This window comes from Ammoniphilus sp. CFH 90114 (assembly GCF_004123195.1).
Lineage (GTDB): Bacteria > Bacillota > Bacilli > Aneurinibacillales > RAOX-1 > YIM-78166.
Genome location: NZ_SDLI01000002.1, coordinates 407,500 through 433,393 on the forward strand (window position 1 = coordinate 407,500; position 25,894 = coordinate 433,393).

A 25,894-nucleotide genomic window follows, 5' to 3' on the forward strand; every position below is an offset into this window, starting at 1 on the left:
TCAACACGCAAATATAAAAGCCCCATTACAACAGCCTTACAAGGCGTACTACATCATGGTTAACATCTAAGTTGCGTGTTCAAGGTATATGTTGCTGAGTCTTATTTGGACTCGCCATATACCTTGATTACTATTTGGGGAAAAGCTGAAAAGTCGAATGTTGTCGAATTAACAGAAAGTTTTATGGGAGGTGTAATGGTGGCACGCTACTTATTAAGACGTTTAATATTTGTGTTTCTTTCTTTGTTCCTTATTATCAGCGCCACGTTCTTCTTAATGAAGGCAATACCTGGAGATCCTTTTACTTCAGAGAAGGCTGTTCCAAAAGAGATTTTGGAATCGATGATGGAGCATTATGGATTAAATGATCCTATACATGTGCAGTATGTGAAATATTTGGGATCCGTTGTAACATGGGAACTAGGTCCATCATTTAAATATAAGGCAAGAACAGTAAATGATATTATTAATGACGGTTTTCCCGTCTCCTTTACACTCGGTCTTTCGGCCTTATTTATTGCTATAAGTTTTGGATTGATATTGGGTGTGATTGCGGCTCTATACCACAATAAGTGGCAGGATTATACGGCTATGGTCATTGCCGTTCTAGGGATTTCTGTGCCTAGCTTTATCTTAGCTACGTTCTCTCAATATATATTTGCTATGAAATTGGGATGGTTCCCTGTTGCTAGATGGGGTTCGATTGAACAGATCGTATTGCCAGCTTTTGCTCTAGCAGCATTACCGATGGCCTTTATTGCTCGTTTGACTCGTTCCAATATGCTTGAAGTATTAGCTCAAGACTATATTAAAACAGCTAAAGCAAAAGGACTGACCAAATTTAAAACGACTTTTGTTCATGCATTGCGTAATGCTCTAATGCCTGTTATTACGTACTTAGGGCCTTTGTCCGCGAGTATCTTGACAGGGACGTTTGTTATCGAGAGAATTTTTGGTATCCCTGGTCTCGGAAGTCACTTCGTGACAAGTATAAGCAACCGTGACTATACGGTTATTATGGGTACAACCGTATTTTATAGTGTAATTCTATTATTTATGATTTTGTTGGTAGATATCCTCTACGGAATCATAGATCCTAGGATTAAACTCTCCGGAAAGGGGAAATAGATCATGTCACAACAAGTGAAATTAACGAAGGACTTGTTCCAACCGGTCCAAAAAGACTTAAACAAAGCAGAGGAAATCACGCGGCCAAGTCTTTCTTTCTGGAAAGATGCCTGGAGACGCTTAAAAGCTAATAAATTAGCCATGGTAGGTTTATGGATTTTGGTTTTCCTTGCCATTATGGCCACAGTTGGCCCTTCTATCAATGGTTATACCTACTATGATACGAACTTAAAACTTAAAAACTTAGCACCAAGTGCAGAATACTGGTTTGGTACAGACGACTTGGGACGCGATATGTTTACGCGAGTATGGTATGGTGCACGTATTTCTTTATTTATCGGGATTACTGCTGCTGTTATCGATTTAATTATTGGAATTATCTGGGGTGGTATTGCCGGCTTTAAGGGCGGTAAAGTGGACGATCTCATGATGCGTTTTGCCGACATTCTTAACGGACTTCCGTATTTGCTAGTTGTAATCATGCTAATGGTTGTAATGGAGCAAGGATTATTCACGATCATTGTAGCTATGACGATTACCGGATGGATTGGAATGGCCCGTATTGTAAGAGGTCAGATTCTTCAATTGAAAGAACTCGAATATGTTCTTGCCGCTCGTTCTCTAGGTGCAAGTGCATCTCGTATACTATTCAAACATTTGATTCCAAACGCAATGGGTCCCATTATTGTTACGATGACTCTAACGGTGCCAAGTGCGATATTTACCGAAGCATTCTTGAGCTTTTTGGGTCTAGGGGTACAAGCACCCATTGCAAGTTGGGGTACGATGGCAAGTGATGGTCTTGGAGCTCTTCGCTACTATCCATGGCGTTTATTTTTCCCAGCCATCTTTATCAGTATCACGATGTTAGCCTTTAACGTACTGGGTGATGGATTGCGTGATGCACTAGACCCTCGTCTACGTAAATAATCGGAGGTGAAATAAGGAAATGGAAAAAATCCTCGAAGTCAAAGACCTGCATGTGTCATTTAATACGTATGCAGGAGAAGTAAAGGCCGTTCGTGGCGTGAATTTTCACGTGGGCAAAGGGGAATCTGTCGCCATTGTAGGGGAATCTGGTTGTGGTAAATCCGTAACCTCCCAAACGATTATGAAATTGATCCCGATGCCTCCGGGTCAAATCAAGCAGGGTCAAATTCTCTTCCAAGGCGAAGATATCGTAAAGAAATCCGATAAAGAGATGGAAAAAGTCAGAGGAAAAGATATGGGGATGATCTTCCAGGATCCAATGACTTCCCTTAATCCAACGATGACGATTGGGCGACAAATTATGGAAGGCTTAGTTAAGCATCAAGGTCTCTCTAGAGCGGAAGCAAAAGAAAGAGCGATTGAAATGCTTCGCCTGGTTGGAATTCCTAATCCCGAGGCTCGTGTTGAGCAATACCCGCATGAGTTTAGCGGGGGAATGCGTCAGCGTGCGATGATCGCGATTGCGTTAGCTTGTCAGCCTAAATTATTGATAGCCGACGAACCGACAACAGCTTTAGACGTAACGATTCAAGCGCAGATCATGGATCTTATGAAGGACCTTCAAGAGAAAACAGGAACATCTATTATCTTGATTACTCACGATCTAGGGGTAGTAGCGGAAACCTGTGACCGTGTCGTCGTTATGTATGCAGGACAGGTCATTGAAACAGGTACAGTGAATGAAATCTTCTACTCTCCTAAACATCCGTATACAAAAGGCTTACTCAAATCAGTACCTCGCCTTGACTTGAAAAAGGATGAGGAACTTGTTCCGATCTTTGGAACTCCGCCAGATCTGTTAAACCCACCAACAGGGTGTGCGTTTGCTCCACGATGCGATTATGCTATGAAGGTTTGTACTCAGCTGGACCCTCAAATGGAGGATATGAGTAAAACCCATAAAGCTGCTTGCTGGTTGAACCATCCTATGGCTAAAGAAGTCAACCCTAGTGCGGTCGGGTCTGAGTAAGTAAAAATACAGATTGTCCCACTGTGGGCTAGAACACGCTTGTGAGAGTTACGCAAGCAGATGAAGGAGGGTGAAAAGCGATGTCAGTACAACTTCGTGAAGATAAACAAAAACAAAAGAATAGCGAAGTACTATTAGAAGTAAAGGGCTTAAAAAAGTTCTTTAATGCTGGTGATTCCGTTGTTAAAGCAGTAAACAACCTAGACTTTGTCATTCATCGCGGGGAGACCCTTGGTTTTGTTGGAGAATCCGGATGTGGTAAGTCAACAGCTGGTAGAACCATTCTTCGTTTGTACGATGCAACGGAAGGAGAAGTACTGTTTGAAGGGAAGGACATCCAAAAGCTATCCCCTAAGCAATTAAAGGAAATGCGTAAAGAGATCCAAATGATTTTCCAAGATCCGTATGCTTCCCTTAATCCTCGTATGACGGTGGGAGATATTATTGGTGAACCGATTGATATTCATGGATTAGCTACTGGAGAAAAACGCAAACAGCGTATCCAGGAACTTTTAAAATTAGTAGGTTTGAACCCTGAGCATATAAATCGTTTTCCTCACGAATTCAGTGGGGGTCAGCGTCAACGTATCGGAATTGCTCGTGCGCTTGCCGTTGAACCGAAGTTTATCATCTGTGATGAGCCCATTTCGGCCCTTGACGTATCTATTCAGGCTCAGGTGGTGAATCTGTTAAAAGAGCTTCAGAATAAAATGGGATTAACTTATTTATTTATTGCTCATGACTTATCCATGGTAAAACACATTAGTGATCGTGTTGCGGTTATGTATCTTGGTAAAATGGTAGAGTTGGCTGAGAGTGAGACTTTATATGCTGAACCACTTCATCCTTACTCTGAAGCTCTATTATCTGCTATTCCGATCCCAGACCCTGAGTTAGAGCGCAGTCGTGAGCGAATTGTGCTTCAGGGGGATGTACCGAGCCCAATGAATCCTCCATCTGGCTGTCATTTCCGAACTCGTTGTCCGAAAGTGATGGATATTTGTTCTAAGCAAGAACCAGAGTGGAAGGAAGTTAAGCCTGGTCATTTTACAGCTTGTCATATCTATAATGATAAATAATATAGAAAAGAAGAAAGTTCTGTTTTGCGGAACTTTCTTTTTTTTGTTCTCTTCCTTTGGTATATATATCCAGCAAAATGTCCAGACTAGAATTGAATTAGAGTTTATTCATTGAACGATTTTACTTTTGGAGGGAGATTATGCAAAAGAAGGTTGCGCTGTTGGTTGCTATGATGCTATGTTTACTACCCATTTCCAGCTTTGCACAGGAACCTGCCTTAGACTTGGCTCCTAATGCAAAATCTGCAATTTTAATTGAAGTAGATACGGGTACAATCATCTATGAGAAAAATTCAAATGAAAAACTACCGCCTGCAAGCATCACGAAGGTAATGACTATGTTACTTATCATGGAAGCGCTGGAACGCGGCGAAATTAAATTGTCGGACAAGGTGAGGGCGAGCGAGTACGCTGCCTCGATGGGAGGTTCACAGATCTTCTTGGAACCTGGTGAGATGATGAGTGTAGAAGAAATGTTAAAAGGAATTGCTATTGCATCAGGAAATGATGCCTCCGTTGCCATGGCTGAACATCTCGCTGGAACAGAAGAGGCTTTCGTAACGAAAATGAATCAAAGAGTGAAAGAAATGGGATTACAAAATACAAACTTCGCAAATACAAATGGGCTTCCGGCCAACAATCATTTTTCTACAGCCCATGATATTGCGATGATGTCAAGAGAATTGCTAAAGCATGAAGAAATTACGAAATATACAAGCTTGTACCAAGATTATTTACGCAAGGACTCAAGCCGTCCATTCTGGCTCGTGAACACCAACAAATTAGTGCGTTTTTACCCAGGGGCAGACGGTTTAAAAACAGGGTATACATCAGAAGCGAAGTATTGCCTAACAGCAACAGCTAAGAGGGACAATATGCGAGTAGTGGCTGTTGTTATGGGGGAGCCCGATTCAAAGACGAGAAATAAAGAAATTACACAGATGTTTGATTATGCATTTTCTCAGTATCAGTCCTTCCCATTAGTGAAAAAAGGGGATGTCATTACTCAAGTAGAGGTGAACAAAGGTTCGGTTGAAAAAGTGAACTTAGTGGCCCCTCAACCATTTGGTATCTTGTCGAAAAAAGGGGAAAAGCCAGAAGAGTTTGAGAAGGAAATTGTAGTGAAAAAGGATGTCGTAGCTCCTGTTGAGCAAGGGCAAATTCTCGGTGAAATGATTGTTCGCAAGGATGGCAAAGAGATAGCAAAACTCAGCTTGATGGCTGAAGCACCAGTAGAGAAGGCAACTTGGTGGGAGTTAATGAAGAGAGCCACCAAACGATTGATCCTCATCCATGAGTAGCCTACTTTGAGATGCCTTTTCAAACGACAAGGCATCTCGCTTTTTTTCTAGTTTTGTCGACTGGCAGGAATTGCCTTTCTCCTTGTAGAAAACTACCCTATGACAGAATTTACAAGGAGTGAGTGAACTTGAGTTTGCATGTTGATCTTGAGGTCTTATCAAATGTGCTAATCGTCCGCCTAAGCGGTGAGTTGGACCATCATACCGCAGAAAACCTGAAGCAGCAGATGGAGGAAAAGATTTTAAAGGGAAATGTGCAAAATATCGTTCTCAGTCTAGAACACCTTCATTTTATGGATAGCTCTGGACTTGGTGTGATTTTAGGGAGATATAAACAGATTACGAGTCGTGGAGGCGAGATGGTGGTTTGCTCCATCAATCCTTTAATTTATCGTTTGTTTGAATTATCTGGTCTCTTTAAGATTATCAAAATCAGGGAAAATGAAGGCGAAGCCCTTCAGTTACTGGGGGTGGCTTAAATGCATAACAAGAACTATATGAAGATTGATCTAGCTGCCAAGAGTGAGAATGAGAGTTTTGCACGCGTGGCTGTTGCTGCTTTTGTTTCCAAGTTGAACTTGACGTTGGACGAGCTTGAGGAAATTAAAACAGCAGTCTCTGAAGCGGTTACGAATGCTATTATTCATGGCTACGAAGAGAATGAAGAGCAATTGGTTACGATCGTGACTCACTACAATGACGAATATATCGAGATCATGATTGAGGACAAAGGGATTGGAATCGGCAATGTAGATGAGGCAAGGCAGCCTCTCTTTACAACGAAGCCAGAATTGGAGCGTTCAGGCATGGGATTTACCATTATGGAGAATTTCATGGACTCTGTTGAAATATTAACTGGAGAAAATATCGGTACTAGGGTGACGTTAAGGAAAAATCTTGTAAAAAATCAAGCACTTTGCAACTAGTAGGGAGATATGCCTATGGAAACAGACGTACGAAATGCCAATCATCCCTATTTAAGCGACGAGGAAGTTAAGCGGCTGATAAAGGATAGTCAGAATGGGGATCAAGGAGCTCGTGAAAAACTGGTCAATTGTAATATTCGTTTAGTATGGTCAGTTGTCCAGCGTTTCTTGAACCGTGGTTATGAAGCTGATGATCTGTTCCAGATAGGTTGCATTGGTTTGCTAAAGGCAGTGGACAAGTTTGATCTGTCTTATGATGTGAAGTTTTCAACCTATGCGGTTCCTATGATTATCGGCGAGATCCAGCGTTTTCTTCGGGATGACGGAACATTGAAGGTGAGCAGGTCGTTAAAGGAAATGGCCAATAAGGTTCGCAGGGCAAAGGATGAACTGTCAAAAAAGATTGGGCGTATCCCAACTATTGTGGAGATAGCTGATGAGATCGGGGTAACTCCTGAAGAAGTGGTTTTTGCCCAGGAAGCTAATCGGGCCCCTTCTTCGATACACGAGACCGTTTTTGAAAATGACGGGGATCCGATTACTTTAATGGATCAGATATCAGATAGTGATGAGGGTAAATGGTTTGATAAGATCGCATTAAAGGAAGCAATCAATAAGTTAACGGAGAGAGAAAGACTTATCGTGTTCCTGCGCTATTTTAGGGATCAGACTCAGTCCGAAGTAGCAGATCGTTTAGGAATTTCTCAGGTACAGGTATCCCGATTAGAGAAGAAAATATTAAAGATGATTAAAGACCAAATCGAACTGTAAAGTTTGATTTGGTTTTTTTTTACGCTTATAGCTCGATGCCGTTCGGGAAGCCTACGTTATACAAACATCTAACATCATTGGAGGTTTGTATACAATGGCGAATCTTCAAGGAAAACAAAAAGGTTCATGGAAATGGTCTAAAGAAGGATATGTTAAACAAGCAGAAAAATATAAGCCCAAAAAACCGGTCGCATACAACTGCTTAAAAGCTTTTACGGTTGGAGGTTTAATCTGTGCTTTGGGCCAAGGAATATCTAACTTTTATATTTACTTTTTTGGATTTACCGAGCAAAATGCTGGAAATCCTACCGTGGCTACTCTGATATTTATTGCTGTGCTTCTAACGGGGTTTGGTGTTTACGATAACATTGGTCAATTTGCTGGTGCAGGTTCTGCGGTGCCGGTTACCGGGTTTGCTAATTCTGTTGCCGCCGCTGCCATTGAGCATCGAAGTGAGGGGTGGGTGCTCGGAGTTGGGGGAAATATGTTCAAGCTAGCCGGCGCTGTTATTGTCTACGGAGTTGTAGCTGCCTTTTTCATGGCTCTTATAAAAAAGCTATGGCTTCTTATGATTTAAAGTGGAGGGAGGGTATATGATGAACGTTCCGCCGCGTGTGAGCAGGCAAACATGGAGGTTCAGTAAAGATATCCGCATCATGGGTTCGGGTGTTGCTACAGGTCCTCTAGAAGGCCAAGGTCCTCTAGGAGAAGAGTTTGATATTGTTCACGAGGATAACTATGCGAACGAGGATTCTTGGGAAAAAGCCGAACGAAAAATGATGGCCCAAGCCACTGAAGTAGCCATTAAAAAAAGCAACATCACAGGTCAAGAAATTGATGTGATGTTAGCTGGGGATTTACTTAATCAGATTATCACTTCAAATTATACAGCAAGAGGGCTAGAACTTCCCTTGCTTGGTTTGTTTGGTGCTTGCTCTACCTCTATGGAAGGGTTGGCTCTTGCGGCAGCTCTTGTTGATGGAGGTTTCGTCAGGTATGCGTTAACGGGATGCAGCAGCCATAACTCAACGGCAGAAAGGCAATTTCGTTACCCTACGGAATATGGAGGACAAAAGCCCCCTCATGCTCAGTTTACCGTTACGGGGGCAGGAGCCTCAGTGGTAGGGTTAGGAGCTAGTGGACCCCGGATTACGCATGCGACCGTAGGGAAGGTAACAGATCTCGGGATAAAGGATCCGTTTGATATGGGAAGTGCTATGGCGCCAGCTGCAGCGGATACCATATCTACACACTTTAAAGATCTGGACCGGACTCCTCAAGACTACGATTTAATTGTTACGGGTGATCTAGGGAAGGTTGGCTATGCCATTCTCAAGGATATGATGATGGATCTTGGGTATGATATGACACCGCATTATAGCGACTGTGGTCTGATGATATACAGTCCAAGTCAGGACGTGTTCTCAGGGGGCAGTGGATGTGCTTCTAGTGCCGTGGTTACTTACAGCCATATCGTGAATGGATTACAAAATGGGAGATTTGGAAGAGTACTTGTTGTGGCAACGGGAGCGTTGTTTAGTCCAATAAGCTTTCAACAAGGTGAATCTATTCCTTGTATAGCCCATGGAGTGGTCATGGAGGGAGTGCAGGAAGGATGAGTGAATATTTCATTGCCTTTCTTGTCGGAGGAATAATTTGTCTCATTGGCCAGCTTATGCTCGATCTAACGAAGATGACTCCTGCACACGTGATGAGTACATTAGTGGTTGCTGGAGTAGTACTAGATGGGCTTGGGCTTTATGATCCCCTGATTGATTTTGCGGGGGCAGGAGCGACGGTACCAATAACCAGCTTTGGACATGCTTTGTACCATGGGGCATGGGCGGAGGCCGAGACGAATGGGCTAGTGGGTATTGTTACAGGAATATTTGAAGTGCCGAGTGCCGGTATCTCTTCCGCTATTGTGTTTGGATTTTTAGGTGCACTCGTCTTTAAACCGAAGGGGTGACGAAAAAAGATGAAACCAACCATGAGAGACATCATTATTATTACCGATGGAGATCAAGTTGCGCAAAAAGCTATTGAAGTTGTAGCCCATAATATTGGTGGTCGTTGTATATCGAGGTCAGGTGGAAATCCTACCCCTCTAACAGGTGAAGAGATTGTGGAGCAAGTGTTGAGAGCAAAGTATGATCCCGTTCTTGTAATGTTTGATGATAATGGAAATGGAAGTGAGGGGGATGGAGAACGAGCTCTAGAATATGTTGCTACTCATCCTGATATGAATGTATTGGGTATCGTTGCTGTAGCTTCTAACACTCCTATGGTGGACGGGATCGATGTCGACCTATGTGTCAATCTCGATGCACAGGTAACACAATGTTCTGTTGACAAAGATGGAGTGGAACATTGTGATCGAAAGACCCATATTGATGGGGATACCGTCGATGTACTAAGTCGTTTGAATGTACCGATTGTTGTAGGAGTAGGGGATATCGGAAAGATGCACGGACGTGATCATCATATCCATGGGGCGCCTGTTACTACTAAAGCAGTAGAAATCATCTTAGAGAGGAGTGGGTATCTTGGCAACGAAAGCTCCTGAGAAAGAGAAGGATAAGACCCGAGGTGCCGAGACAGGTAGCGCCCCGATAAAAAAGGGTTTGAAATTCTTTAAGAAAATAGAGTTAAACAAAAAACTGCTTAACGAACGCATTCAATCGGAAGTTAGTTATGATATGAAGTGTCGTGAGATGAATTTTGCCGAAAAAGACGTAGCCTTCTTTTATGTGAATGGTTTGATTGACGCCAAGCTAATGACCGTAATGGCTAATTTAATGTCGGATCTCAAGCGGGAAGAGGTCGTTCCAAATACAATTAAACACTTTTTAGAACGATATACCACGCATATGTCGGTTGAAACCGTAGAAAATTTCGATGAAGCGATAGATAAAGTGATGTGTGGTGTAGTCTTATTCCTTATTGAAGATGAGGATAAAGGATTACTGATCGATGCTAGAAGCTACCCCGGACGAAGCCCTGCTGAACCTGATACGGAACGGGTTGTACGTGGGGCACGCGACGGTTTTATAGAAAATATAGTTATTAACACAGCATTGACTAGAAGACGGATTCGTGACGAGAGATTGAGAATGGAAATGATCCAAGTCGGTACCCGTTCTAAAACAGATGTCTGTATTGCCTACTTAAACGATGTGGCTGACCCTGGTTTAGTGGATCTTCTTAAAGAGAGAATGCAAGAAATTAAAATAGACGGAATACCGATGGCAGAAAAGACTATTGAAGAATTTATTGTAGGCAAAAATTTAAACCCCTATCCATTAGTACGTTATACGGAGAGGCCAGACGTTGCTGCAATCCATCTATTAGAAGGTCATGTCTTAGTTTTTGTTGATACTTCCCCAAGTGTGATGATTACACCAACGACCTTTTTCCATCATGTCCAGCACGCTGAAGAATATCGTCAAAAGCCCATAGCTGGGGCATATCTCAGATGGGTTCGGTTCTTCGGGATCTTTGCTTCCTTATTTTTACTCCCCATCTGGTTATTCTATGCAATGAATAAAGGCTATTTACCTGCCGAGTTAGCGTTTATCGGGCCGAGGGAAACAGGAGCAATCCCTATATTTTGGCAATTTGTTCTGGCTGAGATTGGGATTGACCTCATGAGATTGGCTGCGGTACATACTCCCTCACCGTTAGCTACCGCAATGGGTTTAATTGCTGCCATTCTCATCGGGGAAGTAGCCATCAATGTAGGATTATTTATGCCTGAGACGATTCTATATTTGGCAGTGGCTTCTATAGGGATGTTTGCTACCCCTAGTTATGAACTCAGTCTTGCTAATCGTATGGTCAGGATTTTGTTACTTTCGGCAGTCTTCGTGTTTGGGTTACCAGGGTTCATGGTTGTAACGACTTTATTGGTCATTATGTTGGTAACAACGACTTCCCTGAATACGCCTTACCTTTGGCCATTTATTCCTTTTAACTTGAGTGCCATGAAAAATGTCTTAGTAAGGATGGCAGTTCCTACACTGAAAAAGCGCCCGAGCATTGTTCATCCGCAAAATAATTGGCGCCAATAGCCATGATGACAATTAGGCAGACAGGTTGTCACTTTTACAGTATAGTGGTATATTTTATAGATATATATGTTGAAATGAAATGGCGTTTTTATGCGCCTTTTTTTCGTAAATACGGGCCGAGGAGGGGATAGGGAAGTGTACCTACATGGAACTAGCAAAATAAATGAACAAGGCCATCTTGAAATAGGTGGTTGTGATACAGTAGAGCTTGCAAATAAGTTCGGTACTCCCTTATTTGTATATGATGAAGTACTAATCCGCCAAAAGTGTAGAGATTTTATGCATGCGTTCAAGGATACAGGCCTTTCGTTCCAAGTGGCTTACGCAAGCAAAGCGTTTATGTCCATGGCCATGTGCCGTTTGGTAGCAGAAGAGGGTCTTTCTCTTGATGTAGTATCCGGAGGAGAGTTATACACGGCTTTGAAGGCTGACTTCCCTGCTGACCGTATTCACTTTCATGGAAACAACAAAACACCCGATGAGATTGAAATGGCACTTGATGCAGAAATTGGCTGTTTTGTTGTAGATAATTTCTATGAGCTCGAACTTCTTCATGCCCTGGCGAAAGACCGAAAGAAAAAAGTAAATATTCTTTTGCGATTGACTCCTGGGGTATCGGCGCATACCCATGAATATATATCTACAGGACAAGATGATTCTAAGTTTGGTTTCAGTGTGACTAAAGGGCAAGCGTTGGAAGGCATGAAGCAGGCACTAACTATGGAATACTTCAATGTCCTTGGAATTCATTCTCATATTGGTTCGCAAATTTTTGAAACCAATGGGTTTGTCGCGGCTGTTGCCAAGTTGTCTGAGTTTCTATTTGACTTAAGACAGCAGACCGGTTACGAATTGAAGGTACTTAACCTTGGTGGAGGATTTGGTATTCGTTATACGAATGAAGACACTCCTCTGAAGGCTGGAGAATATATACAATCGATTACTAATGAGGTACGCAAGCAATTCCAAGAAGCCCATTATACACTCCCAGAGATCTGGATTGAACCAGGTCGCAGTATTGTGGGTGATGCAGGAACTACGCTGTATAAGACAGGGTCCGTTAAGACGATTCCTGGAATTCGCAAGTATATCTCTGTGGACGGAGGAATGACCGATAATATCCGCCCAGCCTTGTATCAATCACGCTATGAGGCCATGCTGGCTAACCGTGCGGGAGAAGCAGCAGACGACTTGGTTTCTGTCGCAGGCAAGTGCTGTGAATCAGGAGATATGTTGATCTGGGATATCAACCTTCCGACGGTGAACTCCGGGGATATTCTAGCTGTATCTTGTACGGGAGCCTATGGCTATGCCATGGCAAATAATTATAATCGGATTACTCGTCCTGCTGTTGTCTTTGTAAAAGACGGCAATGCTGAGATTGTTGTTGAACGCGAAACTTACGATGACATCGTGAAGAAGGATCGAATTCCAGCCAGTATGATGATCACGAAGTAAGCCCGAAGGACCGGTACACGCTGTACCGGTTTTCTTTTTTAGTTGGATTATCGTATAATCAAGTAGTATGTCTACATAATGGTAAAGGAGTGCTGTTACATATGAGTAAATATGCAGTGATTGATTTGGAAAAAGGTGGACAAGTTAAGGTTGAACTATTTGAGAATGAAGCACCTGGAACAGTAGAGAACTTCGAGAAACTTATTAAAGAAGGATTCTATAACGGACTAAACTTCCACCGTGTCATTCCTGGATTCGTAGCTCAAGGCGGATGCCCTCATGGTACGGGTACAGGTGGCCCTGGGTATACGATTAAATGCGAAACACAAGGTAATCCTCATAAGCATGAGCGTGGTTCTCTATCTATGGCGCATGCTGGAAAAAATACGGGTGGTTCCCAATTCTTTATCGTATATGAGCCGCAACCACACTTGAATGGCGTACATACCGTCTTCGGAAAAGTAGTTGAGGGAATGGAGTACGTAGACGATATTAAGCAAGGCGATAAAATGAAAGAAGTAACCATTGTAGAAGCTTAAGATTCTTTAGAGCTCACGACGTGATTGTTCGTGGGCTCTTTATTATAGTAACCAGCTATTTTAATCTATTCTAAACGACAAAATTTGTTGTATAATAGTCATCAGCCCAAAAGAAGCAGGCGAGGATGACGACGATGGCTTATGAAGTAAAGCTGAATACATTCGAAGGACCTCTAGATCTTCTCCTTCACTTAATTGATAAAGCCGAAGTAGATATCTATGATATTCCGATTACGCTTATAACGGAACAATATATGAATTACCTCTATATCATGCAGGAATTTCAGCTAGACATAGCCAGCGAGTTCTTGGTTATGGCTGCCACCTTGTTGGAAATCAAGAGCAAGCTGCTTCTTCCAAGAAAGGAAGAGCCTGCCTTTCAGCCGATGTTAGATTTAGAAGAAGAATATGACCCAAGAATGGAACTTGTTGAACGATTACTAGAGTACAAGAAATTTAAGTCTCTAGCAGATGAACTTAAGCACCGGGAGATTGGCAGAAGTAAAATCTTTACTCGCACTCCTGAGGACTTAACAGCCTACATGTCTATTGTAGAAGAGAATCCTGTAGCCGATGTAACATTGTATGATCTCATGGATGCTTTATCAAAAGTCTTTACGAAGTCAGGAAACTCTGAATCTAAACCTATGTCAAGGGTTCACCGCGATGAGGTGTCTGTAAAAGATAGAATGAGAGAAGTTCGTGATCTACTGTCTATGAAAGGCACGATCCCGTTTTCTAAACTATTTGCTGAATCTCCTATCAAGGCTGAGATTGTCACGACCTTTATGGCCATCTTAGAGATGATGAGAAAGCATGAAATTGTATGCGAACAAAACGCTCTCTTCGATGACATACTGATTTCTCTAAGCAAGGGAGGAGCCCACCGTGGATAGGTTGAATGAAAGTAAAGCAGTGATGGAGGGTTTGCTCTTTGTATCTGGGGATGAAGGAATAGATGCGAAAACGATAGCGGAGATTCTAGAAGTAGAGGAAGCTAGTGTGTTGGACATGCTCCATGAGATGCAAAAGGAGTTTAAAGAATCCGGCCGCGGCTTACAAATTATTGAGATTGCGGGTGCCTTCCAATTAACCACCCTACCTGAGCATGCCGTCTATTTCGAGAGATTAGCTAGTTCCCCAACTCATGCTACTCTGTCTCAAGCTGCTTTAGAAACCTTAGCGATTATTGCGTATAAACAGCCTATTACCCGTGCCGAGATTGAGGATATTCGTGGAGTCAAGTGTGAGAAGGCGATTAATACATTAATGAGCAAGAAGCTGATTCAAGAAAGGGGAAGGGCAGAGACAGCAGGACGTCCTATCCTTTATGGTACAACGAAGGAGTTCATGGACTACTTTGGACTTAAATCTATAAACGACTTGCCACCCATGCCATCCATTGCGGTGGACGAAGAAGTAGAACAAGAGGTAGATCTGATTTTCCAAAAATTAAAGGAAAAAGCGTAGAGAAATCTTTTGCAGTGCAAAATTTGTTTCTGGTATAATATGTTCTTAGTTAACGTGGAGGAGTGTCAAATATGATTCAAAATCTATATGATCAGATGTTAAATTACTTAAAGATGGAAGAAGAAATTGAGTTCAAAGAGTTTGATAGCTATTATAAGGAAGTTCTGTCTCTTCTTGAAAAGGAATATCAACAATATGATCAAGAGCAAGCTCTTTGGGCCCTCTTTATCATGGATAACATCAAAACCAACAGTGATTCTCGTGCACAGCGCAAATTCGCTGAAGCCAAAAAGTACAAGAAAATCTCTCAGCGTGCACAAATCTGGGTAGAAGCTCTTTTCATTCACTTAGTGAAGAGTGGAATGACCGATAAGGAAATCCACGACAAGATTGAAGCGATGTACGAGGCTGCTTAATAGCTTTTTATAAAAAATAACCGGACGTAAGAGTCCGGTTATTTTTTTTGTTTTTGTCTGTTTTCTTCATCCTCATCCAATGTGACATATCAAAATGGGATAAGCATATACTTGTACAAACTGCTTGATGTAAGGAGGATAAAATGTATCGGGGGAAAAAACGAACAGCGCAATTGATTTTATTTGCATATATTCTATCTTTATTTGCAATCCCTGTTGCGGAGGCAGCACCTTCGGTCTCTGCCCAAGCTGCTGCTGTTATTGATGTGGAGTCAGGGAGGATTTTATACGAGAAGCAAGGTCAGGAAAAAATGCGAGTAGCAAGTCTCACTAAGATCATGACCGCCATTGTAGCCATTGAAGAAGGAAAATTAGATGAGATGGTAACCGTGCCGGATTATGCAATAGGAACGGAGGGCTCTTCTATCTATTTGCGCCACGGGGAGAAGCTAACCCTTGAGCATCTGCTCTATGGCTTAATGCTTCGCTCGGGAAATGATGCAGCGGTAACGATTGCGGATCACATTGGTGGTTCGTTAGAAGGATTTGCCCGGTTAATGAATGAAAAAGTGGAATATCTGGGTCTAAGGCAAACTCACTTTACGAATCCTCATGGTTTGGATGATAGTAATCAGCATTTTTCCTCGGCGGTAGACATGGCACAAATTTCGGCTTATGCTCTGCGTAATGAGGATTTCAGAAAGATTGTATCAACCAAGGTCATGAAAATTCCGCAACACGGGGAGAAATGGGACCGTAAGCTAATCAATAAAAATAAGATGCTTAATCTCTATAACGGAGCAGATGGAGTCAAAACCGGCTATACGAAGCTAGCGAAGAGATGCCTCGTTTCTTCCGCGACAAGAGATGGAAGGCAGATCGCAGTTGTTACCTTGAATGCTCCGGACGATTGGAGTGATCATTCTCGTTTGTTGGATTACGGCTTCAAACAATTTAGTCGCACTGAAATTGTAGGCGAAAAGGAACCAGTGGATACGGACAAGGGATTAGTTACGGTCAATTCGTTCAATTATCCTCTGGCGGGTGGAGAAGAGAATAAAATTCGTAAGGTTGTTAAGATGGAAGACGGCTATAAAGAAATGCTGCCAGGCGGAGTAGCAGGGTACTTACATATCTATCTGGGTGATCAACAAATCGGACGAATTGGTTTAGTTTATTCAGGTGAAGAAAGGAGTACCTCGGGAACTGGACTGCAGGTAAGCCGTCTGAGCGAGATTCTGTCCACTCTTAAGTCGCTCATCTGGGGGGCTTATAAATGGTGAACTACATATGGCTGGGACTGATCCTTATAGGGATTGTTGTTGCAGGCATAAACGGAAAAATTGAAGTCGTCAGTGCAGCAGCCTTTGAGGGGGCTAAAACAGGAGTGACTGTCTGTTTTGGTTTAATCAGTATTCTTGCTTTTTGGTTAGGAATGATGAAAATAGCTGAAGATTCAGGATTACTAAAGAAGTTGCAAAGGCTATTAAGTCCGATTGCTCGGTTCTTGTTTCCAGACGTGCCTAGGGATCACCCTGCTATGGGTTATATCTTATCCAACATGAGTGCCAATATGTTAGGACTTGGCAACGCAGCAACACCGATGGGGATTAAGGCGATGCAAGAACTTCAAAAGCTTAGTCCCGATCCAAGAACAGCCACTCCAGCTATGTGTACGCTGCTTGCGTTAAATACCTCAAGTATTACCCTGATTCCAACCACGATCATTGCGATTCGACTTAACTATGAATCCACCAATGCAGTAGAGATTGTAGGTACGACACTTTTTGCAACGTTTGTTTCTACAGGTGTGGCTATTCTTTTTGACAAGTACTATCGTTATAGAACCCGCCGAACTCGGACGAAGGGGTGAAAGGACCTTGTACGAACTTATTAGTTATGCCTCCGTATGGGCAATACCTCTTATACTAGCCACCATATTAGTCTATGGAATGTATAAAAAGGTCCCGGTATATGAGTCTTTCACGGAAGGAGCTAAGGAAGGCTTCGGAACTGCCATTAAAATTATTCCTCATCTAGTGGGTATGCTTGTCGCTGTTTCGATCTTTCGTCAGTCTGGAGCACTGGATATGATTACATCCCTTTGCAAACCACTCTTAGACCTTCTGCATATACCGGGAGACATTCTCCCTCTTGCCCTTTTGCGACCGATCAGCGGTGCAGGGGCCTTGGCTGTAACGACTGATATTATGGCCACTCATGGACCTGATTCCTTCCTAGGAAGATTAGCATCAACCATGCAAGGCTCTACAGATACTACGCTTTATGTCTTAACCGTGTATTTTGGAGCCATTGGCATACGCAACTCCTTATACGCCCTAAAGGTTGGGCTACTTGCAGACGTTGCCGGGATTGTCGCATCCATCTTTATCGTAACGATGGTCTTTGGCGTAGTCTAACTGAAACTCAAGCCTTCGAGCGAATGGCCCAATTTTTAGCTTCAGCCCAGTTATCTGATTTCCAACGCAGAACATCGGGTCTCACGAGATGCATAATGTCTTTAAAGAACTCAAGCTGTTCTTCTTCAGATAGAGGTCTAAAATCTTTGGCAATGGCCAGATTCTTTTCGAGCTGTTCCATCGACTCCATTCCTACAATGGTTGTAGAGATGGGGAGGCCTAGTGTATAGCGGAGAGCTTTTTCATACCAAGGAACGAGCTTCCCCAGTGCCATGACCTTCATACCAATGACGGCTACTCCTTGTTCTTTGGCAGAAGGCACAAATTCGTGGAGGAAGCTGTAGATATGGTGATCCAAAGCGGATAAGGCCACTAGAACACTATCAAACGGATAGCGACGTATCGCTTCAAGTTGAACCTTGGGATTGGTATGCCCGCTAATACTGATGTGTTTAATTATTCCTTGATCCTTAGCTTCAAGCAGGGCTTCCATTGCTCCCCCTTTAGCAAATATGGCATCCAGTTCATCCATGTACATGACGTTATGGAGACGCCATTCTTCCACATGATCGGTCTGTAAACGGTTTAAGCTTTCTTCAAGTAATCTTAACGAACCGTCTCTTGTACGATCATGGGTCTTGGTGGCAATCCAGACGTCTTTTCTCCGATTTCGCAGGGCTAGTGCTTTTCCTAGTCTTTCCTCAGATTGTCCCCTAGAATAACTAGGAGCCGTGTCAAAATACGTGATACCACGGTCAATGGCTGTATTAACAATCTCAATAGCCGATTCTTCCGAGCAGTGATGCTCATCTACGATCCGTTGGGCTCCGAAGCTTAGTATGGAAAATTCGTGCTCAGTAGAACCGAACTTCTGTTTTTTCATCCTTTAACCTTCTTTCAAAATAAAGTTACTCCTGAATAGCTTTTCCATTTTGCAGAATCGATACGTAAGGGAGCACATTATTATGTTTTATTTAAGCTTACTTTTTGCTACAGTAGTTTGGGGACTAAATGTCATCATAGATAAACAGGCTTTGAGGACAGGTCATCCTATCGAAGTTAATTTTATTACGACGATGACTACAGCTCTTGTTGTATGTGTGTATTTTGGCTTAGCTAAGAAAAACGGGGTACAGTTTACCTATGCTCCTCAAACGGTATTATATAGTGTATTGAATGGAGTGTTGATTCCCACTTCTTTTGTCGTTTATCTTTATGCACTGTCAAAAGGAGAGATCAGCCGAGTCGTGATGGCGACGGCCACTTACCCCATCATTGCTATTCTTTTTGCTGTATTTGCCTTTAATGAATCCGTGAGTTTGTCTCAATGGATTGGGATCGTATGTACGATTTTTGGAATTTTTCTCGTTATGAAGTAAAATAAAGGACAAGATCGATGGTAAGGAAGGTACGATGGCTATGGAAGAACGGCTACAAAAGGTAATGGCAGCAAGGGGAGTAACTTCAAGGCGTAAATGCGAAGAATTAATTTTAGCAGGAAGAGTAAAGGTCAATGGACAAGTAGTTGATCAACTCGGGTATAAAGTAGAAGAAGAGAGCGACCAAATTGAGGTAGACGGCAAGGTTATAGGAAAGGTTTCGTTTAAATACATTTTGCTTCATAAGCCTACAGGTTTTATTACAAGCGCAAGCGACCCACAGGGACGCAAGGTGGTTACGGATCTGGTCAAGAATGTGAAAGAACGAGTTTACCCTGTTGGACGACTAGATTATGACACTTCAGGATTGTTGCTTCTTACGAACGATGGTGAGCTGGCAAATAGAATCGCCCATCCACGGTTCGAAATAGATAAAGTTTACTTGGCTACCGTGAAGGGAATTCCTTCTGCACAAGCTCTGCATTCCCTGCGCAATGGAATTATGCTTGAGGATGGAATGACTTATCCTGCCAAGGCAGAGATAGAGATGAAGGATCTAGAAAGAAACCAGGCCACCATTCGTTTGACGATTCATGAAGGAAGAAATCGTCAAGTCAGAAGAATGTGCCAAGCCGTTGGTCATCCTGTAATCCGGTTGAAAAGGATTCAGCTTGGCTTCCTTACGTTAGGCAATCTTGCACCAGGGCACTATCGTCAGCTTGAGCCTTCTGAGGTGGACAAGCTACGTAAATTGTTTAATTAGGGGCTTGGGATTACGTCTAAGCCCTTTTCTTTTTCCATTTCTATTGTAGTAAGAATGTCATATAAAGTTCATAAATCGCATTTTCACTATCAAAATGTTACAGTTATAATTAAATTAGTTTTAGCCAAAGCACACAACAAAAGATATTTAGCTGGAGTGGAGGGGAATACAATTGAACCGAACTCGTACGATAACTAGAATGGCGATTCTTGCTGTTATTTTTATCGGGATTGCCGTTGCTTTATATAACGGATTTGTCAAAGACAAATCCGTCGTCAAAACGGGAGAATTAGCTCCCGACTTTGTTTTGCAAACTCTTGATGGAGAGAGGTTTCAGCTTAGCGATTACCGCGGCAAAGGGATTGTTTTGAATTTCTGGGGGACGTGGTGTCAACCTTGTGAAGCCGAGATGCCTGACTTAGAAGAGGCGCATAAAAAATATAAAGATCAGGGCGTAATGGTTGTTGGGCTTAATATAAGACAACCGGAAGTAACCGTCAGACCCTTCGTTGAACGATATAACTTAACGTTTCCTATTGTCATGGATCGTACCAACGAGATTACACAACTATATGAGATTGGACCCATCCCAACAACTTACTTTATTGACCCCAAGGGAGTTGTTAAGAAGATTGTAATCGGAGGGCCGATGTCTGAGGAGACGATTGTAAACAATATCAAACTTATCGTGCCAGAGTAAGGGGTGAGATCATGGAAGACATCAAGTGCCATTGTGGCCATGCTAATCCTGTCGGGACCTACCTCTGTGAAGCATGCGGGAACCCCATAGGCGAAGAAATTAAAGATAATAATGCGGTTTTGGATATGCGCTATGAGGGCGCAGCGAGAAGATCCCAAACTTATAACAAAACGATCGTTGATAAGGTTTGGAACTTCTTTTCATCTGTTAAAATTGCTGTCTATATGATTATTATTGTTCTGTTAGCTTCCATTCTAGGAACCGTATTTCCACAAGAAATGTATATTCCGGTTCCTAAACCGGCAAATATTTATTATGCAGAAGCTTATGGAACCTTAGGTGAATTATACTACCAGCTTGGGTTTCACAATCTCTATACATCCTGGTGGTACGTCAGTCTATTGTTAATGATTGGTATTTCACTTGTCGTCTGTAGTATTGACCGGATTATCCCTTTGTATAAAGCTCTGAAAAAGCAAAGGGTAAGGCATAATCCTAACTTCTTAACCCGTCAAAAGTTGTCAACACAAATCGAGACTCCTGCCCAATGGAGTGAGAAATTAGAGCAAATTGAGGGGTTGCTTAAGAAAAAACGATTCCAAGTCAAAAGAGAAGGAGATGCTCTTCTAGCTGAGAAGTCTCGCTTTAGTCGCTGGGGTCCATACGTCAATCATGTAGGTTTAATTATTTTTCTTATTGGCGTACTTCTACGACTGATACCTGGTTTCTATTTGGATCAATATGTATGGGTGCGTGATGGGGAAATCAAAAAAGTTCCCGATACAGACTATTATGTCAAGAATGAAGCCTTTATTATTGAATATTATGCTGACCACGAATTTCCTGAGGACATCGGACTTGGAGCAGGGGATAAAGTGGTAAAGACTTATAAGACGAAGGCTGTTTTATATGAAAATCTAAATGCAGGGCTTCCGGGAGCAGAGCCCAAGCTTGAACAGGTAACAGAGCATGAGATTCTTGTAAACCATCCATTAAAATATAAGGACCTTCAGCTATTTCAGTCAGGGCAGAAGCCTAACTCCTTATCGGCGTTGAACATTACACTGTTCAATGAAACAACGGGGGTCGAAATAGGACGTTTTAAAATAGATCTGTATGATCCTCAAAAGGAATATAAGATTAACGATGAGGTCACGGTTAAGATTCTAGAATACTTCCCTGATTTTGAGTTTACGGAGGATAAGAAACCGATGACGAAGTCGACGAATCCGGACAATCCCGCTTTTATCCTGACTACCATTACCCCGGAAACACCTGTTGGGGAAAAGTCATGGTTGTTTCTAGGATCGTACTTGCCAGCTCCTGGAGTCGACAATATTTATGGTTTTAGGTTCCATATGCCTGATCTTACGAATATTACAGGATTGATGGTTCGCAAAGATAAAAGCTTGCCGTTAATTTACTTTGGTTGTTTTGTGACGATGATTGGATTAGTTATGGGCTTCTATTGGCAGCATCGTCGAATCTGGATTCAAACGGAAGGAGCTAAAGTTTATCTTGCGGGTCATACCAATAAAAACTGGTTTGGCTTAAAAAAAGAAATAAAGGAAATTATGGATAAAGTGGAAGTCCCTGTTCTCTTAGAGGAAAAGGGGAAAGGAGGAAAGCAATCGTGATTGCATTAAGCGGTAACCTGCTTCTATTTGCTTTTATCAGCTATGTTTTGTCATCGATCGCCTTTGTGATCTCGGTGACCGGTAAACGTTGGAGTGATCGCAGTCCTGAACAACATAAGAATCGCTGGGGCTGGATCGGATTTGGGATCGCTGTTATCGGTTTCTTATTCCAAACCGGGTTTATTATTACCCGCTGGATAGCAGGCGGACATTTTCCAACTAGTAATATGTTTGAATTTATGGCTTTCTTAGCCTACTCTATTATATTAGCCTTTATTATCATCTTCCTTGTCTATCGCATAACCGTTATTGGAGCTTTTGTTATGCCTGTAGGGATTATTATGTTGGCTTATGCCTCTGTATTCCCAAGGGAGATTCAGCCGCTCATTCCAGCCTTGCAAAGCTACTGGTTGAAAATCCACGTCACTACAGCTGCTCTTGGAGAAGGGGCTTTCGCTGTGGGCTTTGCGGCAGGATTAATGTATTTGGTCCGCACGGTAAATCAAGAGATAAGTACAAGAAGTACGAAGTGGCTAGAAGCCACTCTATGTATGGTTTTAATGCTGGTTGGATTTATCATCACGACCATGGGATTTTCAGCTTCCGGCTATCAGGCCACCTTCCAGACAGGAGGTAACGGAGCGCCAATGTCTGAAGTGATCTATCAGATGCCTGCTATTGCTGGGCCTCAAGATGCAACTCTTGTAACGGAGGGTGTGATGAAGCCGCTATTCGAAACTCCTTCCTGGATGCAAGGGGTTAATGCCGGACGAAAGTTAAATACCCTCCTATGGTCCATTCTAACTGGTTTGATCCTATATGGGTTGATACGTTTAGCAACACGGAGAAGACTTGGCCAATTAATCCATCCTTTAGTGCGTGATTTGGATCCAGAAACCATCGATGAAATTAGCTATCGCGCGATTGCAATAGGTTTTCCAATCTTCACCTTAGGAGCATTAATCTTTGCCATGATTTGGGCTGCTGAAGCATGGGGGCGCTTCTGGGGCTGGGATCCTAAGGAAGTCTGGGCATTGATTACTTGGTTGTTTTACTCTGCGTACCTACACCTAAGACTATCTAAGGGCTGGCAGGGAGAGAGATCAGCATGGATGGCTGTGATCGGCTTTATTGTAGTCATGATTACGTTGGTATTCGTAAACTTGGTTATAGTTGGTTTGCATTCGTATGCGTAAGTAGGATAAGGGGGGAAGGAATATGGGTAACGAGGTTAATCAAAGAATTCTAGTAGTGGACGATGAGGAAAGAATTCGCCGTTTGTTGCGTATGTATCTAGAGCGGGAGAATTTTGAAATTGATGAGGCCGCTGATGGCGAAGAAGCACTAGAAAAAGCCATTCAAAATGAGTATTCCTTAATCCTGCTTGACTTGATGATGCCTGGGATGGACGGGATTGAAGTATGTCAAAAATTGCGTGAAAAAAAGGCAACACCTGTTATGATGCTGACAGCAAAAGGGGAAGAGGCCAACCGGATACAGGGGTTTGAAGCAGGAACGGACGATTATGTAGTCAAGCCGTTTAGCCCACGTGAAGTTGTTTTCCGAGTAAAAGCTTTATTGCGTAGATCTTCGTCAACGGCTTTCTTGAAAACAGACCAAGCAACCCATAATGTTCTCGTGTTCCCTCATTTAACGATTGATAATGATGCCCATAAGGTATTAGCCGATAGAGAAGAAGTGAATTTGACTCCTAAAGAATATGAACTTCTCTTATATCTTGCTCAAAATCCTGACAAAGTCTTCTCTAGAGAAGATCTTCTAAAGGACGTATGGCACTATGAATTCTTTGGTGATTTGCGTACGGTAGATACGCATATCAAGCGATTAAGAGAGAAGTTAAACCGGGTTTCAGAGGAAGCAGCAGGTATGATAACGACGGTTTGGGGTATTGGATATAAGCTTGAGGTGCCAAGATAGTGGTTTGGAATAGTGTAGTCGGTAAATTGTGGATTACCATAATAGGCTTAGTTGCGGTGGTGCTCACCCTGCTGAGCCTTTTATTGGTGCAGTTTTTGGATCAATTTTACTATCAGGGTAGTTCGGATAATCTGAAGAAGTTGGCTATTCAGATGTCTACGATCATTGAAGAGCATCCTGATGCTGAACATGTTGATACTGGAAGGGATCTCATTGAGGCGTTCAATATGAATATGATCGTATTAGGAGTAGAACAGGTCGTTCCAGCGGTGGAGAAAGAGACATTACCACACGTACCTCCCGCTCTATTATTAGAGAACGAGCAATTATTGAAGGCTATGAAGGGTGAGGTTATTGTGGTTAGAGATCGTTTTCCCGTTCGAAGCGCTGGCTCTGATGATATTCATATGGCCGATATATTAGCTGTATCCGTTCCACTGAATATTAAGGATCACCCAACAGGTGCGGTTATCTTATATCAGACTCTAGAAGAATTAACGGAGACGACCAAAGAAACGACGAAGTATATATTGTACGCTGCAGCCATTGGAATCTTTTTAGCGACCATATTTGCCTTCTTCTTATCGACAAGGATTACACAGCCGCTCAGACAGATGCGAAAAGCAGCAGATTCTTTTGCTGAAGGTGATTTCACAACGGAGATTCAGATTCGCAGCAATGACGAAATTGGAGATCTGGCCTCAACCTTCAATCATATGGCCAAACAGCTTGATGACTTAATTCATGCTTTATCAAGAGAGAAGGAGCAACTTTCGAGCGTTTTGCGAAGTATGATTGACGGAGTGATTACCGTGGATATTGAGGGGCGCATCATCCTTGCTAATCCGCCTGCTGAATCCATGTTTAAAGCACTTGCCTTTGAGCATTCCTTATCGGAGTGGCTAGAAGCAGAGAATTTAATTGGAATGAAAATTCCAGATCCTCTATCTAGTTTCAGTCGCAATGTGATGGAAGAGCAACATGAATCTGTCACAGACGTGACAGTGCAAGGAAGAACCTTGTCTATTATTATGGCTCCTTTGTATGACCGTAACCAAGTAAGAGGAGCAGTAGCTGTTTTGAGAGATGTAACAAAAGAAAGACAGCTAGATAAGCTTCGTAAGGACTTCGTCGCTAATGTGTCACATGAGCTTAGAACGCCTTTAGCCATGTTACAAGGCTATAGTGAAGCCATAGTAGACGACATAGCAGGTGACCCGGAAGAGACCAAAGAGCTAGCTCAAATTATCCATGACGAATCGGTTCGGATGAGTCGTCTGGTGAATGATCTTCTTGATCTTGGCAGAATGGATGCAGGCTTTATTGAGCTAAATAAAGAAACTGTTCAATTAGTTCCTATGTTGGATAAAATAGTACGTAAATTTACGGTGGTTGGAAAAGAAAGAAATATCAGCGTACGGTCAGAGCTGGATTTCCCTTATACCGACGAGTTTTTATTAGATTTGGATCGGATGGAGCAGGTGTTCACGAATCTCATTGATAATGCTGTACGACATACTGAAGCGGGTGGGAAAGTAACACTCTTTGCGACAATGAAAGAGCAGTCTCTCTATATGGAAGTACGTGACACCGGGAGTGGAATTCCGGAGGCAGATCTTCCTTTCGTTTTTGAAAGGTTCTATAAAGCGGATAAGGCGAGAACAAGAGGAAGATCTGGAACTGGGCTCGGGCTGTCCATCGTAAAACAAATTGTACTTGCCCATGGCGGGCAAATTGCCGTGCATAGCAAATTAGGTGAAGGTACGACTTTTTCGATTCATATCCCGAGGGATTAAAGTTATGTTACAATAGGAAGAGCACAAGTTTAGGCTGGCATATGCCAGCCCTTTTCACCGTTTTACTTGCTCAATAATCAAACTAGAGGGCGAAGTCGTGTGGCTCGTTTAAAGTTTCCTATGGGGATGGGGGTTTACATAAA

General features: G+C 42.5%; 29 protein-coding genes. 28 read left to right on the forward strand and 1 reads right to left on the reverse strand.

Annotation, left to right across the window (positions count from 1 at the left end; all coding sequences use genetic code 11):
• Positions 1-198: 198 nt before the first annotated feature.
• From EIZ39_RS06745 to EIZ39_RS06845, 21 genes are all read left to right on the forward strand, one after another.
• Positions 199-1,128 (forward strand): ABC transporter permease, encoded by a 930-nt coding sequence (locus tag EIZ39_RS06745; protein ID WP_129199153.1) that lies wholly within the window; start codon positions 199-201, stop codon positions 1,126-1,128.
• Between the two features lie 3 nt (positions 1,129-1,131).
• Positions 1,132-2,058, forward strand: coding sequence for an ABC transporter permease (locus tag EIZ39_RS06750; protein WP_129198755.1), 927 nt, complete (start codon positions 1,132-1,134; stop codon positions 2,056-2,058).
• 19 nt (positions 2,059-2,077) lie between these two features.
• Positions 2,078-3,088, forward strand: coding sequence for an ABC transporter ATP-binding protein (locus EIZ39_RS06755; RefSeq protein ID WP_129198757.1), 1,011 nt, complete (start codon positions 2,078-2,080; stop codon positions 3,086-3,088).
• Positions 3,089-3,168: 80 nt separating this feature from the next.
• The gene (locus EIZ39_RS06760; protein WP_129198759.1) at positions 3,169-4,167 is read left to right on the forward strand and encodes an ABC transporter ATP-binding protein; all 999 of its coding nucleotides are present in this window, start codon (positions 3,169-3,171) and stop codon (positions 4,165-4,167) included.
• A 140-nt stretch (positions 4,168-4,307) separates the two neighbouring features.
• Positions 4,308-5,468, forward strand: a complete 1,161-nt coding sequence (locus EIZ39_RS06765; protein ID WP_129198761.1) for a D-alanyl-D-alanine carboxypeptidase family protein — start codon at positions 4,308-4,310, stop codon at positions 5,466-5,468.
• 128 nt (positions 5,469-5,596) lie between these two features.
• Positions 5,597-5,947, forward strand: coding sequence for an anti-sigma F factor antagonist (spoIIAA, locus tag EIZ39_RS06770; RefSeq protein WP_129198763.1), 351 nt, complete (start codon positions 5,597-5,599; stop codon positions 5,945-5,947).
• Entirely contained in the window at positions 5,948-6,394 is a 447-nt protein-coding gene (spoIIAB, locus tag EIZ39_RS06775) for an anti-sigma F factor (RefSeq protein ID WP_129198765.1), read from the forward strand.
• Between the two features lie 15 nt (positions 6,395-6,409).
• Positions 6,410-7,165 (forward strand): RNA polymerase sporulation sigma factor SigF, encoded by a 756-nt coding sequence (gene sigF, locus EIZ39_RS06780; RefSeq protein ID WP_129198767.1) that lies wholly within the window; start codon positions 6,410-6,412, stop codon positions 7,163-7,165.
• A gap of 94 nt (positions 7,166-7,259) precedes the next feature.
• On the forward strand, positions 7,260-7,742 hold the full coding sequence (spoVAC, locus tag EIZ39_RS06785; protein ID WP_129198768.1) for a stage V sporulation protein AC: 483 nt from the start codon (positions 7,260-7,262) through the stop codon (positions 7,740-7,742).
• A 16-nt stretch (positions 7,743-7,758) separates the two neighbouring features.
• The gene (spoVAD, locus tag EIZ39_RS06790) at positions 7,759-8,784 is read left to right on the forward strand and encodes a stage V sporulation protein AD (RefSeq protein ID WP_129198770.1); all 1,026 of its coding nucleotides are present in this window, start codon (positions 7,759-7,761) and stop codon (positions 8,782-8,784) included.
• A complete protein-coding gene (spoVAE, locus tag EIZ39_RS06795; RefSeq protein ID WP_129198772.1) occupies positions 8,781-9,134 on the forward strand; it encodes a stage V sporulation protein AE in 354 nt (117 codons plus the stop codon). The genes spoVAD and spoVAE overlap by 4 nt, the downstream gene beginning before the upstream one ends.
• A gap of 9 nt (positions 9,135-9,143) precedes the next feature.
• Positions 9,144-9,731, forward strand: a complete 588-nt coding sequence (gene spoVAEA, locus EIZ39_RS06800; protein WP_129198774.1) for a stage V sporulation protein SpoVABEA — start codon at positions 9,144-9,146, stop codon at positions 9,729-9,731.
• A gap of 46 nt (positions 9,732-9,777) precedes the next feature.
• The gene (locus EIZ39_RS06805; protein ID WP_240675738.1) at positions 9,778-11,235 is read left to right on the forward strand and encodes a spore germination protein; all 1,458 of its coding nucleotides are present in this window, start codon (positions 9,778-9,780) and stop codon (positions 11,233-11,235) included.
• Between the two features lie 135 nt (positions 11,236-11,370).
• Positions 11,371-12,693 carry a diaminopimelate decarboxylase gene (lysA, locus tag EIZ39_RS06810; RefSeq protein ID WP_129198776.1) on the forward strand — a complete coding sequence of 441 codons (1,323 nt, stop codon included), beginning with the start codon at positions 11,371-11,373 and terminating at the stop codon, positions 12,691-12,693.
• Positions 12,694-12,794: 101 nt separating this feature from the next.
• The gene (locus EIZ39_RS06815; RefSeq protein WP_129198778.1) at positions 12,795-13,232 is read left to right on the forward strand and encodes a peptidylprolyl isomerase; all 438 of its coding nucleotides are present in this window, start codon (positions 12,795-12,797) and stop codon (positions 13,230-13,232) included.
• Between the two features lie 134 nt (positions 13,233-13,366).
• Positions 13,367-14,128, forward strand: coding sequence for a segregation and condensation protein A (locus EIZ39_RS06820; protein ID WP_129198780.1), 762 nt, complete (start codon positions 13,367-13,369; stop codon positions 14,126-14,128).
• 22 nt (positions 14,129-14,150) lie between these two features.
• Complete coding sequence (gene scpB, locus EIZ39_RS06825) at positions 14,151-14,702, forward strand: SMC-Scp complex subunit ScpB (RefSeq protein WP_483296025.1); 552 nt, start codon at positions 14,151-14,153, stop codon at positions 14,700-14,702.
• Positions 14,703-14,773: 71 nt separating this feature from the next.
• Positions 14,774-15,118 (forward strand): hypothetical protein, encoded by a 345-nt coding sequence (locus tag EIZ39_RS06830; RefSeq protein ID WP_129198784.1) that lies wholly within the window; start codon positions 14,774-14,776, stop codon positions 15,116-15,118.
• 143 nt (positions 15,119-15,261) lie between these two features.
• A complete protein-coding gene (locus EIZ39_RS06835; RefSeq protein WP_129198786.1) occupies positions 15,262-16,401 on the forward strand; it encodes a D-alanyl-D-alanine carboxypeptidase family protein in 1,140 nt (379 codons plus the stop codon).
• The gene (locus EIZ39_RS06840; RefSeq protein ID WP_129198788.1) at positions 16,395-16,991 is read left to right on the forward strand and encodes a nucleoside recognition domain-containing protein; all 597 of its coding nucleotides are present in this window, start codon (positions 16,395-16,397) and stop codon (positions 16,989-16,991) included. The genes EIZ39_RS06835 and EIZ39_RS06840 overlap by 7 nt, the downstream gene beginning before the upstream one ends.
• A 7-nt stretch (positions 16,992-16,998) precedes the next feature.
• Positions 16,999-17,538, forward strand: a complete 540-nt coding sequence (locus EIZ39_RS06845) for a spore maturation protein (protein WP_129198790.1) — start codon at positions 16,999-17,001, stop codon at positions 17,536-17,538.
• Between the two features lie 7 nt (positions 17,539-17,545).
• On the opposite strand, the gene EIZ39_RS06850 is transcribed toward EIZ39_RS06845, so the two are convergent.
• A complete protein-coding gene (locus EIZ39_RS06850) occupies positions 17,546-18,421 on the reverse strand; it encodes an aldo/keto reductase (RefSeq protein ID WP_129198792.1) in 876 nt (291 codons plus the stop codon).
• An 82-nt stretch (positions 18,422-18,503) separates the two neighbouring features.
• Between EIZ39_RS06850 and EIZ39_RS06855 the strand changes: the two genes are divergently transcribed.
• The 7 genes from EIZ39_RS06855 to EIZ39_RS06885 all read left to right on the forward strand — a co-directional run bounded on the left by EIZ39_RS06855 (position 18,504) and on the right by EIZ39_RS06885 (position 25,751).
• Positions 18,504-18,917, forward strand: coding sequence for an EamA family transporter (locus EIZ39_RS06855; RefSeq protein ID WP_129198794.1), 414 nt, complete (start codon positions 18,504-18,506; stop codon positions 18,915-18,917).
• A 40-nt stretch (positions 18,918-18,957) separates the two neighbouring features.
• Positions 18,958-19,680: a pseudouridine synthase gene (locus tag EIZ39_RS06860; RefSeq protein WP_129199157.1), complete on the forward strand. Its 723-nt coding sequence runs from the start codon at positions 18,958-18,960 to the stop codon at positions 19,678-19,680.
• A 172-nt stretch (positions 19,681-19,852) separates the two neighbouring features.
• A complete protein-coding gene (gene resA / locus EIZ39_RS06865) occupies positions 19,853-20,380 on the forward strand; it encodes a thiol-disulfide oxidoreductase ResA (protein ID WP_129198796.1) in 528 nt (175 codons plus the stop codon).
• A gap of 11 nt (positions 20,381-20,391) precedes the next feature.
• Entirely contained in the window at positions 20,392-22,017 is a 1,626-nt protein-coding gene (resB, locus tag EIZ39_RS06870; protein ID WP_129198798.1) for a cytochrome c biogenesis protein ResB, read from the forward strand.
• Entirely contained in the window at positions 22,014-23,213 is a 1,200-nt protein-coding gene (gene ccsB, locus EIZ39_RS06875; RefSeq protein ID WP_129198800.1) for a c-type cytochrome biogenesis protein CcsB, read from the forward strand. The genes resB and ccsB overlap by 4 nt, the downstream gene beginning before the upstream one ends.
• A 22-nt stretch (positions 23,214-23,235) precedes the next feature.
• Positions 23,236-23,955 (forward strand): response regulator transcription factor, encoded by a 720-nt coding sequence (locus EIZ39_RS06880; protein ID WP_129198802.1) that lies wholly within the window; start codon positions 23,236-23,238, stop codon positions 23,953-23,955.
• Positions 23,955-25,751: an ATP-binding protein gene (locus EIZ39_RS06885; RefSeq protein WP_240675722.1), complete on the forward strand. Its 1,797-nt coding sequence runs from the start codon at positions 23,955-23,957 to the stop codon at positions 25,749-25,751. Before EIZ39_RS06880 ends, EIZ39_RS06885 begins: the two co-directional genes overlap by 1 nt.
• Positions 25,752-25,894 lie beyond the last annotated feature (143 nt).